Source organism: Bacteroides sp. CAG:633, from assembly GCF_000435115.1.
Lineage (GTDB): Bacteria > Bacteroidota > Bacteroidia > Bacteroidales > Bacteroidaceae > Bacteroides > Bacteroides ndongoniae.
The window spans coordinates 24635-36291 of record NZ_FR883153.1; the positions used below are offsets into that span (position 1 = coordinate 24635).

General features: G+C 52.1%; 14 protein-coding genes. 12 read left to right on the forward strand and 2 right to left on the reverse strand.

The window, feature by feature from the left end:
- Positions 1-672: Hsp70 family protein (locus tag QVP67_RS14675; protein ID WP_288180279.1), on the reverse strand; the 672-nt coding region annotated here is incomplete at its 3' end.
- Positions 673-1028: 356 nt separating this feature from the next.
- Between QVP67_RS14675 and QVP67_RS14680 the strand changes: the two genes are divergently transcribed.
- From QVP67_RS14680 to QVP67_RS14695, 4 genes are read left to right on the forward strand one after another with little or no spacing between them, the layout of a single operon-like run.
- Complete coding sequence (locus QVP67_RS14680; RefSeq protein WP_022164302.1) at positions 1029-2564, forward strand: peptide MFS transporter; 1536 nt, start codon at positions 1029-1031, stop codon at positions 2562-2564.
- Positions 2565-2603: 39 nt separating this feature from the next.
- Entirely contained in the window at positions 2604-3143 is a 540-nt protein-coding gene (gene hpt, locus QVP67_RS14685) for a hypoxanthine phosphoribosyltransferase (protein ID WP_022164303.1), read from the forward strand.
- 4 nt (positions 3144-3147) lie between these two features.
- The gene (locus QVP67_RS14690) at positions 3148-3453 is read left to right on the forward strand and encodes a DUF2442 domain-containing protein (RefSeq protein WP_022164304.1); all 306 of its coding nucleotides are present in this window, start codon (positions 3148-3150) and stop codon (positions 3451-3453) included.
- Between the two features lie 44 nt (positions 3454-3497).
- Positions 3498-4070 (forward strand): adenylate kinase, encoded by a 573-nt coding sequence (locus QVP67_RS14695; protein ID WP_022021068.1) that lies wholly within the window; start codon positions 3498-3500, stop codon positions 4068-4070.
- 107 nt (positions 4071-4177) lie between these two features.
- On the opposite strand, the gene QVP67_RS14700 is transcribed toward QVP67_RS14695, so the two are convergent.
- A complete protein-coding gene (locus QVP67_RS14700) occupies positions 4178-4576 on the reverse strand; it encodes an HU family DNA-binding protein (protein ID WP_022164305.1) in 399 nt (132 codons plus the stop codon).
- Positions 4577-4852: 276 nt separating this feature from the next.
- Between QVP67_RS14700 and QVP67_RS14705 the strand changes: the two genes are divergently transcribed.
- The 8 genes from QVP67_RS14705 to QVP67_RS14740 form a co-directional block, all read left to right on the forward strand.
- Positions 4853-5158 (forward strand): DUF6922 domain-containing protein, encoded by a 306-nt coding sequence (locus QVP67_RS14705; protein WP_022164306.1) that lies wholly within the window; start codon positions 4853-4855, stop codon positions 5156-5158.
- Positions 5113-5727 carry a nucleotidyl transferase AbiEii/AbiGii toxin family protein gene (locus QVP67_RS14710; protein ID WP_022164307.1) on the forward strand — a complete coding sequence of 205 codons (615 nt, stop codon included), beginning with the start codon at positions 5113-5115 and terminating at the stop codon, positions 5725-5727. Before QVP67_RS14705 ends, QVP67_RS14710 begins: the two co-directional genes overlap by 46 nt.
- 30 nt (positions 5728-5757) lie before the next feature.
- A complete protein-coding gene (gene obgE / locus QVP67_RS14715; protein WP_022164308.1) occupies positions 5758-6939 on the forward strand; it encodes a GTPase ObgE in 1182 nt (393 codons plus the stop codon).
- Positions 6936-7748: a peptidoglycan editing factor PgeF gene (gene pgeF / locus QVP67_RS14720; RefSeq protein WP_022164309.1), complete on the forward strand. Its 813-nt coding sequence runs from the start codon at positions 6936-6938 to the stop codon at positions 7746-7748. The genes obgE and pgeF overlap by 4 nt, the downstream gene beginning before the upstream one ends.
- Before the next feature lie 217 nt (positions 7749-7965).
- Positions 7966-9234: an acyloxyacyl hydrolase gene (locus tag QVP67_RS14725; RefSeq protein WP_022164310.1), complete on the forward strand. Its 1269-nt coding sequence runs from the start codon at positions 7966-7968 to the stop codon at positions 9232-9234.
- 97 nt (positions 9235-9331) lie between these two features.
- A complete protein-coding gene (locus tag QVP67_RS14730; protein WP_022164312.1) occupies positions 9332-10000 on the forward strand; it encodes a B3/B4 domain-containing protein in 669 nt (222 codons plus the stop codon).
- Positions 9997-10629, forward strand: a complete 633-nt coding sequence (locus QVP67_RS14735; protein ID WP_022164313.1) for a M23 family metallopeptidase — start codon at positions 9997-9999, stop codon at positions 10627-10629. Before QVP67_RS14730 ends, QVP67_RS14735 begins: the two co-directional genes overlap by 4 nt.
- A gap of 61 nt (positions 10630-10690) precedes the next feature.
- Positions 10691-11657: PhoH family protein (locus QVP67_RS14740; protein ID WP_288180280.1), on the forward strand; the 967-nt coding region annotated here is incomplete at its 3' end.

Below are 11657 nucleotides of genomic sequence, written 5' to 3' on the forward strand. Positions count from 1 at the left end.
GTCATCACCACCCAGGTGAGTATCACCGTTGGTTGACAATACTTCGAACACACCGCCACCGAACTCCAGAATAGAGATATCGAACGTACCACCACCGAGGTCGAATACGGCGATCTTCATATCCTTGTTAGCCTTGTCCACACCGTAAGCTAAAGCGGCTGCAGTCGGCTCGTTCACAATACGTTTTACTTCCAGACCGGCAATCTGACCAGCTTCTTTTGTTGCCTGACGTTGAGAATCGGAGAAGTAAGCCGGAACAGTGATGACAGCTTCCGTTACTTCCTGACCCAGATAGTCTTCGGCAGTTTTCTTCATCTTCTGAAGAATCATAGCTGAGATTTCCTGCGGAGTATAATGACGTCCGTCGATGTCGACACGCGGCATATTATTTTCGTTTACTACCGGATAGGGTACACGAGAGATTTCTTTCTGTACCTGCGACCAGTTCTCACCCATGAAACGCTTAATGGAGTACACTGTACGTTTCGGGTTGGTGATGGCCTGACGTTTAGCGGGGTCACCAACTTTACGTTCGCCACCGTCTACAAATGCCACAACAGAAGGAGTTGTACGTTTACCTTCGCTGTTAGCGATTACTACAGGTTCGTTGCCTTCGAATACAGCAACACAAGAGTTTGTAGTTCCTAAGTCAATACCAATAATTTTTCCCATGATCGTTATTATTTTATTTGTTATTATTCAGTTTATTTCTGTCCGCCTCATCGGCAGACGCCTACTAAAAAACAAACCTTGTGCCAAAAGAAAAATCAGTGAGGCACCCGCCTTTTGTGTCACATTTTAGCGTCATTTTGGCAGATATATTATAGGAAATACTGACGAAAACGCTGCTATGCCAGCCCATCGGCAAGAAGCCATATAAAGGATGACTGACAAAGCCGTTTGTTTCATTTGGCAAGTAAAAACGCACAAGCTGCATCATTAATTCAAAGGAAATCGAGACAAACAGTACGTTCTGTCACGAAGAATCACTACTTTTGCAGCCAAAATAAAAACAAACTCGTAAAACAATGAACAATTCCAAACATCCAAAAGGGCTCTACCTGATTTTTGCAACCAGCACGGCAGAGCGCTTCAGTTATTATGGCATGCGTGCCATTTTTATTTTGTTTCTTACCCAAGCCCTGTTATTCGATACCGAAAAGGCAGCTTCCATCTATGGCAGCTATACGGGCCTTGTCTACCTGACTCCGCTTATCGGTGGCTATGTAGCCGACAAGTACTGGGGCATCCGGCGCTCCGTCTTCTGGGGAGCCATGCTGATGGCTATCGGACAGTTCCTGATGTTCTTCAGTGCTTCGATGCTCGATGCGCAAGAGTTATCGCACGGACTGATGTACGGCGGACTTACATTTCTTATATTAGGAAACGGATTCTTCAAGCCTACAGTATCGTCGCTCGTCGGACAGTTGTACGAGCCTGGTGACCGGCGACTTGACTCGGCCTATACCATATTCTATATGGGTGTCAACGTAGGCTCGTTCCTCGCTCCGCTTGTCTGTGGTTACTTCGGCGAAACGGGCAATCCGCAGGACTTCAAATGGGGTTTCCTGATTGCTGCCATCGTCACGGTATTTACCGTAGTGCTGTTCGAGACGCAGAAGAACCGCTACCTCATCGGTCCGGACGGACAGCAGCTGGGTGTTGTACCCGATGCACGCAAGGCGACCGAAGGAACATCTGCCAAAACCCAAACGCCGGAAGATGCACGCCGCAAACGCCGTAACTTGTGGGTGTGCAGTGCGATGGCCATCGTACTTGCCCTGTTCTTCTACTGGTGCTTTGGCAACGACTGGATCAGCATCGGCATCTTTACGGCCTGCATTGTTTTCCCGGCCAGCATCCTGATGGACGGATCGCTCACCAAGATCGAACGCGACCGCATTCTGGTCATCTACATCATCGCCTTCTTCGTCATCTTCTTTTGGGCAGCCTACGAACAGGCAGGCGCATCGCTCACCCTGTTTGCTTCGGAACAGACCGACCGCGTCATTCTGGGCTGGGAGATGCCTGCTTCGTGGATTCAGTCATTCAATCCCTTCTTCGTCGTTATTCTGGCAGCCATCATGCCGGGCGTATGGGGAGCACTGGCACGTCGGGGCATGGAGCCAGCATCGCCCACCAAACAGGCCATCGGTCTGTTGCTTCTGTCGTTGGGCTATCTGGTCATCTGCTTCGGAGTGAAAGACGTGCAACCCGGTGTCAAGGTAAGCCTCATCTGGTTGACGGGACTGTACTTCATCCACACGATGGGCGAGATTGCCCTTTCGCCCATCGGACTGTCGATGGTGAACAAGCTGACTCCCGTCCGCTTTGCTTCGCTGATGATGGGCATCTGGTACCTGTCTACGGCCACGGCCAACAAGTTTGCCGGTACGCTGTCGGGCCTCTATCCCGAAGCTGGAAAGGTGAAAACACTGTTGGGTTATCGCATTGAGACGATGTTCGACTTCTTCCTGGTATTTGTAGTCATGTCGGCCGCCGCATCGCTTGTCCTCTTCCTGTTGTCGAAGAAATTGCAGAAGATGATGCATGGAGTGGAATAATTTCGCTACCTTTGCACCAATTTAATAATCACAAGTCCCATGGATAGCATACTGATTAAAGACAAGAAGTTCACCGTCTCCATTAAGGAGGAGGATATACTGAAAGAAGTGAGCCGCGTAGCCAACGAAATCAACCGTGACCTGGCAGGTAAGAATCCGCTTTTCCTGAGCGTACTGAACGGTTCGTTCATGTTCACCGCCGACCTGATGAAACGCATCACCATCCCTTGCGAGATATCATTCGTCAAGCTGGCTTCGTATCAGGGAGTAGCATCGACAGGCGCCGTCAAGGAAGTCATCGGCATCAACGAAGACCTGAGCGACCGTACCGTAGTCATCGTAGAAGACATTGTAGACACGGGCCTCACCATGCAACGCCTGCTTGAGACGCTGGGCACCCGCGGGCCGAAAGAGATACATATCGCTACCCTGCTGGTAAAACCCGAAAAGCTGAAAGTAGACCTCAACATCGAGTATGCCGCCATGCACATCCCCAATGACTTCATTGTGGGTTACGGACTGGATTACGACGGATTTGGACGGAACTATAAGGACATATATACTGTAGTAAACGAATAAATATATGAGTCCTATCTTCAAAAGAGAAGAAGGTTTCTGCTTCAGTTCCCCAAACACATCGGCAAGCGTATTAATGATTAATTCGCAAGGTATCATGCTATCGGTCTTGGGTAACGACTACTTTATTTCGTACAACCGTGTACCTTGGCTGAAAGATGCACGTATATCAGACGTACTGAATGTCAAGATGTGCGGACAATCTGCCATCGAATGGGAAGCCTTAGGAATTGATCTGGAAATAGAAAGCCTGAAACATCCCGAACGCTATCCGCTCATTATGAAACGGAATCCTCTGGATACAATCAGTTAATATTTACAATAACATTATAAACATTTAATCACTAATCAGAAACAATGCTGAACATTGTAATTTTCGGTGCCCCGGGTTCTGGAAAGGGCACACAAAGCGAGAGAATTGTAGCAAAGTATGGCATCAACCACATCTCCACGGGTGACGTGCTGCGTGCCGAAATAAAGAACGGAACGGAACTGGGCAAGACAGCCAAAGGTTATATCGACCAGGGCCAACTCCTCCCCGACAACCTGATTATCGACATCCTGGCTTCTACACTCGACAGCTTCAAGGATTCGAAAGGCGTTATTTTCGACGGTTTCCCACGTACCATCGCACAAGCCGAAGCACTGAAGAAGATGCTGGCTGAGCGCGGACAGCAGGTAAGCGTGATGCTCGACCTCGACGTGCCCGAAGACGAACTGATGAAACGCCTCATCCTGCGCGGACAGCAGTCAGGCCGTGCCGACGATAACGAAGAGACCATCAAGAAGCGCCTCACCGTTTATCACAGCCAGACCGCTCCGCTGATCGACTGGTACAAGCAGGAAGGCCTCTACGCCCACATCAACGGACTGGGCGAACTGGAGACTATCACAGCTGATATCTGCAAGGCTATCGATGCTGTGAAGTAAAAGGCTTCCCACGCTGAAAAGACATTCACCACGGATTACACCGATTGGCACAGACCGCTTTCCCGGCTGTGACCTTCCGCGTCATCCGTGGTGTTTTTTGTTTTCCCTCATTTCTTCAACTCCAACTCCGTCCACTCCACTTTGTCGGGCACCAGCGTGCGCCCCGTCACCTTGCCGTTCTGCTCGCGCCGATATTCGGGAATAAAACGTACCTGCAGCTTCGAGAACTGCTGACCCGATACTTCTTCGGGTGTATCTACACCCTGCCCTTCGGCACGTCCGGTCAGATAGAATGTGCCTACCCCTTTCAGCTTCACCGAATAACCAGCCTCCAGCATACTGCCCAGCACCTCGCCCAGCCCCAACAGCACGGCGTACGTATCGCCCTTACTGACGGTCGACATGCGCGAAAGCCGTTCGGCCACCTGATCCGTATCCATAGTCCCTACCGTAAACGAACGCGGATACCACTTCCCGTTCATCTTCTGTTTCTTGTAAAAAGCCATATCTTTATCATTTAAATGTTATTGCCTACGGTCCCTCCACCGCCGGTTCTGACATCCCTGTCTGCCGACTGTGCAGGGCTTTCCTTATACCTTTGACAGGAATCATCCGGGATGATTGGTAGAATCATCCGCAATGATTATAGGAATCATCCCGGATGATTCCTCCCTCACTCACAAAGATAATATACGAAAGGCAGATATGCAAGACGGATGAGTCAGTATCATGGCATTATAGGAAATTATTTGTATCTTTGCAGAGGAAAACAAGAATGCGATATGAACGGAAAGAACTGCATCGAACGACTCTCGCCCGTACTCCTGTGGGATATTGATCCCGAAAAAGCGGACATGGACACTTGTCCGCAACAGATTATCGTACGCGTACTGGAATACGGCACACTGGAGGACTGGCGCCTCATCCGTTCCTATTATGGGCTGGACAAAATCGTTGAATGCTGCAAGCAGGCACGTTCGCTCGACCCCGTAGCATTGTCGTTCATCTGCTGCATATCGCACACAAGGAAGGAGGAATACAGATGTTATCATACCGCACAGTCGAACCCCACACCCTGGAATTGCTGAAGAAGCTGATGGCAGCCAAATGCCTATCGGGTACAAGGCTGGTGGGCGGAACTGGTCTTGCCCTCCAATACGGACATCGCATGTCGGTAGATATTGATCTGTTCGGAGAAACGGAAGACAACGGCGAAGCCATTAAGGACGTTCTACGACAATCGGGACAACTGACCATCCTGAAAGAGTCTAAAGACATCAAAGTCTATGTCATAGACCGCATCAAGGTAGATATTATCCATTATTCCTACCCGTGGATTGCTCCCTGCATCGAAGAGGATGGTATCCGCCTGGCATCTCCCGAGGACATCGCCGCAATGAAAGTCAATGCCATCGAAGGGCGTGGAACGAAAAAAGATTTCATTGACATGTATAGTCTATTACAGCATTATACATTAGAAGAAATCCTGAAATTCTACCAGCAGAAATATCCCGAACATTCCATCTTCCGGGCACTGATGAGTCTATCCTACTTCGAGGATGCCGATACACAACTGATGCCCAAGATGTTTATACAGACCACCTGGGAAGAAATGAAGGCCGACATACAAAAACAAGTAGAAGCCTATTCCCGTTAAATAGATAATAATCATTAATATCGAGACATTATGGCAGAATCGAACTTTGTAGACTACGTAAAGATATATTGCCGCTCGGGTAAGGGCGGCCGAGGTTCCACACACATGCGCCGTGCCAAGTACGTGCCCAACGGAGGACCCGATGGCGGCGATGGCGGACGCGGCGGACACGTCATCCTGCGCGGAAACCGCAACTACTGGACATTGCTACACCTGCGCTACGACCGACACATCATGGCCGGACACGGCGAAAGCGGCTCGAAGAACCGCAGCTTCGGCAAGGACGGCGAAGACAAGGTCATCGAAGTGCCCTGTGGTACCGTGGTCTACAACGCCGAAACGGGCGAGTACATCTGCGACGTCACCGAGCACGGACAGGAAGTCATCCTGTTGAAGGGCGGACGCGGCGGACTGGGCAACTGGCACTTCAAGACAGCCACCCGCCAGGCACCGCGCTTTGCGCAACCCGGCGAACCGATGCAGGAAATGACCGTCATCATGGAGCTGAAGCTACTGGCCGACGTCGGACTGGTGGGCTTCCCTAACGCTGGCAAGTCGACACTGCTCTCGGCCGTATCATCGGCCAAACCGAAAATAGCCAACTATCCGTTCACCACGATGGAGCCCAACCTGGGCATCGTGTCCTACCGCGACGGCAAGTCGTTCGTCATGGCCGACATTCCCGGCATTATCGAAGGAGCCAGCGAAGGACGCGGACTGGGTCTGCGCTTCCTGCGCCACATCGAACGCAACTCGCTGCTGCTGTTCATGGTGCCTGCCGACAGCGACGACATCACCAAGGAATACAACATTCTGCTGAACGAGCTAAAGAACTTCAACCCCGAAATGCTGGACAAGCAGCGCGTACTGGCCATCACCAAGTGCGACATGCTGGACCAGGAACTGATGGACGAGATAGAGCCGACCCTGCCCAAAGACGTGCCTCACGTGTTCATCTCCGCCATCTCTGGCCTCGGCATCAACGTGCTGAAGGACATCCTGTGGGAGGAACTGAACAAGGAAAGCAACAAGATTGAGGGCAAGATAGAAAGCATCGCCCACCGTCCCAAGGACATGAGCCACCTGAAGGAAGAACTGGCCGACGAAGGCGAAGACGAAGACCTCAGCATCGAATACGTGGACGAGGACGACGTGGAAGACCTCGAAGACTTCGAATACGAAGAAGAGGACTGGGAGGACGACAAGCAATGAGCCATCTCAGCCCCGACAAGCGAATGTTGGAGTATGCACTAAACGGTGCATGCCCCGACATTTTTGCATTCAGCACCACCCGTCACGGCGGCGTCAGCACAGGCACATACGCCTCGCTGAACTGCACGCCCTACACAGGCGACATTGCCGAAAACGTCCGCCGCAACCGGGAACTGCTTCTGCAAGCCCTGCCGCAACGCCCGCAGGAACTCATCATCCCCTGGCAGACACACGGCACGGCCTCCCTCGTCATCGACACCGACTATCTGCAGGCCGACCCGCAGACACGGCACGAACGCCTGCAAGGCATCGACGCCCTCATCACCCGCGAGCCGGGCATCTGCCTTTGCATCTCCACAGCCGACTGCATACCTATCTTATTATACGACCACAGGCACCGCGTCGTCGCTGCCATCCACGCCGGCTGGCGGGGCACAGTGAACCGCATCGCCCTGCGCACATTGGAGCGGATGCAGACCCTCTACGGCACCGAGGGCAAAGACGTGCATGTCATCATCGGCCCCGGTATCTCGCTCGCCGCCTTCGAGGTGGGCGAAGAGGTGTACGAAGCCTTCCGCGCCGCCGGCTTCCCCATGCCTTACATCGCCGAATGGAGGAACGACACCCACAAGCATCACATCGACCTGTGGGCTGCCAACCAGCTGCAACTGCTGGACTTCGGTCTGCCCGCCACCCAGATAGAGACTGCCGGCATCTGCACCTACACCCGTCACGAAGATTTCTTCTCCGCCCGCCGGCTGGGGATCAAGTCGGGGCGTATGCTGTCGGGCATCATGCTGAAAGCGTAAGAACAGCTTTGCCCAACCGCCCGTGCGGCAGGCCGCAATCATAATAAATACTAATAGTAGTCCGGTTTGGAGTTTTTTACGTACTTTTGAATTCCTTTATCGAACAAGGCTGAAGCAGTATGCCTTTGGCAACCGGCGGACATCAGTTCCTCAAGGTCCTATCGCACTGCTACAGAGCTGCAAACAATAGAATCGGAACATCATTGAACCAGAAAAGATGAAAAGACAAACAAACCGGACGAGAGTACTCTGCACTTGCATAGGCCTTATCGCATGCCTCGTGACAGGAATGCCGCTCGCCGCGCAACATACCGGCAACCATACCCTCCCGACGGATACGTCCGCCTGTAGCCAACCGAGCGTATCCAGAAAGCTCACCCATCAGCTCGGCATCGACTTCCGCCCTGCCTACGTAGTACCTACCAACGACTTTTTCGACGGAGACAACTCCACGGGGCAACCCATACGCAACGTGTGGTCGGTGCACCTGAAGTACGCTTTCCGCTTTAATAAGGACTCAAGACTAGGACGGCTTTATCCGCACGCCTATCAAGGCATCGGCGTATCGTACAACCACTTCGACAACCGTCCGCCCATCGGACATCCCGTCGCTGTCTACGCCTTTCAAGGCTCACGCATCGCCCGACTGTCGCCCACCCTCTCGCTGGACTACGAATGGAACTTCGGCGCTTCCTTCGGGTGGGAGAAGTATCACGTACCCGAGAACGGATCACAAGTGCTGGGCTACAACGACGTGGTAGGCTCGAAGATCAATGCCTACATCAATCTGGGCTTCTTCCTGAACTGGCAAATCAATCCCCAATGGAACCTGACAGCGGGAATCGACCTGACCCACTACTCCAACGGAAACACCCATTACCCAAACAGCGGTGTGAACCCTGTAGGTGGTCGAATCGGACTGGTACGGACCTTCGGGGCAGAAAACAGCAGCCCGTCGGCCAACGCCGGACAACTTAATCCGAACGACTTCCGCCCCCACTTCAGTTACGACCTCGTCGTGTACGGTGCTACACGCAAACGAGGATACATCGACGACTACAACATGGGACATCTGATACCTGGCTCGTTCGGCATTGTCGGCCTCAACTTCAACCCGATGTACGACTTCAACAAGTATTTCCGGGCAGGCATCTCGCTCGATGCCCAGTTTGACGAAAGCGCCAACCTGCAGGGACATTATGCCGGAGGGACTGACGACGATCCGAAATTCTACCGGCCGCCCTTCCGCGAACAGTTTGCCGTAGGCCTGTCGGCACGTGCCGAACTGGTCATGCCCATTTTCTCGGTCAACATCGGTATCGGGCACAACGTGCTCTACAAAGGAAAGGACACCAAAGGCTTCTATCAGATATTGGCACTGAAGACATTCCTTACCCGCAACCTCTTCCTTCATACGGGCTATCAGCTCAGTAAGTTCAAAGACCCCAACAACCTGATGCTGGGCTTAGGATGGCGATTCAGGTAAATGACAAGAAAAGCAAGTACCGTCGAAAGAACTTCGCCGATAAAAACGTACTTTTGCAACAGGTAAAACAAATAGTGCATAAACATCAGCATACATCATGTATCAACTTACATTATCCGAAGAACTGAAATCACACTGCCCCGAATACCGTGGAGCAGCCGTCTATGCCGAAGTCATCAATACACCTTTTAGCGAAGGACTTTGGCAGGAAATCGATATATTCACCCAAGAACTGAGGGCTAACGAAACAACCGACGGCATCAAACAGCAACCTGCCATTGCCGCCACCCGCGAAGCCTACCGCCGATGTGGCAAAGATCCCAGCCGCTACCGTCCCTCGGCCGAGGCCCTGCGCCGCCGTCTGCTCCGCGGACTCGAACTGTACCGCATCGATACGCTGGTCGACCTCATCAACCTCGTCTCGCTGCGTACGGGTTACAGCATCGGCGGCTTCGATGCCGACAAGATACAAGGCACAGACCTTTGTCTGGGCATCGGACGTGCCGGTGAGCCGTTCGAAGGCATCGGACGCGGTGTGCTCAACATCGAAGGCCTGCCCGTCTTCCGCGACACCGTAGGAGGCATCGGCACCCCAACCAGCGACAACGAACGCACCAAGATGGATGTCGGCACCCGCCACATACTGGCCATTATCAACGGCTACGACGGAGATACGGTCCGTCTGCAACAAGCTGCCGAAATGACACAAGAACTCTTAAAGAAATACGCCTCTTCCGACGGGGGAAGCATCTGCTACTTCGAATGAAAACATCGCTATTCATTATCCTTATCAGCCTGCTGACGCTGAACGTCCACGCACAGGAAAAACGTCCGGCATTCTCGAACATGGAGAAGAACCACATCCGGGTGGCCACTCCGGGACTGTTCGACAAAAGTAAAAGCATCCATATTCATCTGGACAGTCTGGCGGCAACCGACTACAGCTTCCCTCTGCCCGGCGGCAAAGTCATTTCGCCCTACGGACGGGGCGGCGGGCGACACACGGGTGTCGATATCAAGACCCGTGCCAACGACACCATCCGTTGCGCTTTCAATGGCATTGTGCGTATGTCGAAACCCTACAGTGCCTATGGCAACGTCATCGTGGTGCGCCACCCCTCGGGAGTGGAAACCGTCTACAGCCACAACTCCAAGAATCTGGTACAAAGTGGCGACACGGTAAAGGCTGGCCAGCCCATTGCCCTGACCGGACGTACGGGACGTGCAACGACCGAACACCTGCACTTCGAGACACGCATCAACGGACAGCATTTCAATCCCAATATCCTCTTCAATATGAAGACCGAAGCCTTACGGCACGAATGCATCCGTTGCACCAAGAATGCGAACGGCATCGTCGTCAAGCCTGTATTAAAAAATAACACTGCAAAGTGATAGGGTTTTCCAAACGTTTCACTAACTTTGCATTGCATTTCATGAACATTAAAACATATCAATGATAGAAAAACTGATTGTCCTTGAAGATATCGACCCGGTCATCTTTTACGGCGTGAACAATGCCAACATGCAACTGATAAAAGCCCTTTATCCCAAACTGCGCATCGTAGCGCGCGGCAACGTCATCAAAGTGCTGGGCGACGAAGAAGAAATGTGCGCCTTCGAGGAAAACATTACCAAACTGGAAAAATACTGCTCCGAATATAATTCGCTGAAAGAAGAAGTCATCATCGACATCATCAAAGGCAATGCCCCACAAGCCGAAAAGAGCGGCAACGTCATCGTGTTCAGCGTCACGGGCAAGCCTATCATTCCCCGAAGCGAAAACCAGCAGAAACTGGTAGATGCCTTCCATAAGAACGACATGGTGTTTGCCATCGGTCCTGCCGGATCGGGTAAGACTTATACCGCCATCGCCCTGGCTGTGCGTGCCCTGAAGAACAAGGAAATCAAGAAAATCATCCTCAGTCGCCCCGCCGTAGAAGCTGGCGAAAAACTCGGCTTCCTGCCCGGCGACATGAAAGACAAGATAGATCCGTACCTGCAACCGCTATACGATGCCCTGCAGGACATGATACCCGCTGCCAAACTGAAGGAATACATGGAGCTGAACATCATACAGATAGCCCCATTGGCCTTCATGCGTGGACGTACGCTGAACGATGCGGTCGTCATCCTCGACGAAGCACAGAACACCACCACCGCCCAAATCAAGATGTTCCTTACCCGTATGGGCATGAACACCAAGATGATTGTAACAGGCGATATGACGCAGATTGACCTCCCCTCTTCACAAACCTCCGGCCTCGTACAAGCCCTGAAGATTCTGAAAGGAGTGAAAGGCATCAGCTTCATCGAACTGAACAAGAAAGATATTGTGCGACACAAGCTGGTAACACAGATTGTAGAAGCGTACGAAAAATATGAGAAAGAACAGAAAGCGGAAAAAGAGAAAAGAAAGGAGG

Coding starts and splice junctions, on each gene's coding strand:
- QVP67_RS14680 (WP_022164302.1), top strand. CDS start 1,029: ATGAACAATTCCAAACATCCAAAAGGGCTCTACCTGATTTTTGCAACC.
- QVP67_RS14735 (WP_022164313.1), top strand. CDS start 9,997: ATGAAAACATCGCTATTCATTATCCTTATCAGCCTGCTGACGCTGAAC.
- QVP67_RS14700 (WP_022164305.1), bottom strand. CDS start 4,576: ATGGCTTTTTACAAGAAACAGAAGATGAACGGGAAGTGGTATCCGCGT.
- hpt (WP_022164303.1), top strand. CDS start 2,604: ATGGATAGCATACTGATTAAAGACAAGAAGTTCACCGTCTCCATTAAG.
- obgE (WP_022164308.1), top strand. CDS start 5,758: ATGGCAGAATCGAACTTTGTAGACTACGTAAAGATATATTGCCGCTCG.
- QVP67_RS14705 (WP_022164306.1), top strand. CDS start 4,853: ATGAACGGAAAGAACTGCATCGAACGACTCTCGCCCGTACTCCTGTGG.
- pgeF (WP_022164309.1), top strand. CDS start 6,936: ATGAGCCATCTCAGCCCCGACAAGCGAATGTTGGAGTATGCACTAAAC.
- QVP67_RS14695 (WP_022021068.1), top strand. CDS start 3,498: ATGCTGAACATTGTAATTTTCGGTGCCCCGGGTTCTGGAAAGGGCACA.
- QVP67_RS14690 (WP_022164304.1), top strand. CDS start 3,148: ATGAGTCCTATCTTCAAAAGAGAAGAAGGTTTCTGCTTCAGTTCCCCA.
- QVP67_RS14725 (WP_022164310.1), top strand. CDS start 7,966: ATGAAAAGACAAACAAACCGGACGAGAGTACTCTGCACTTGCATAGGC.
- QVP67_RS14710 (WP_022164307.1), top strand. CDS start 5,113: ATGTTATCATACCGCACAGTCGAACCCCACACCCTGGAATTGCTGAAG.
- QVP67_RS14730 (WP_022164312.1), top strand. CDS start 9,332: ATGTATCAACTTACATTATCCGAAGAACTGAAATCACACTGCCCCGAA.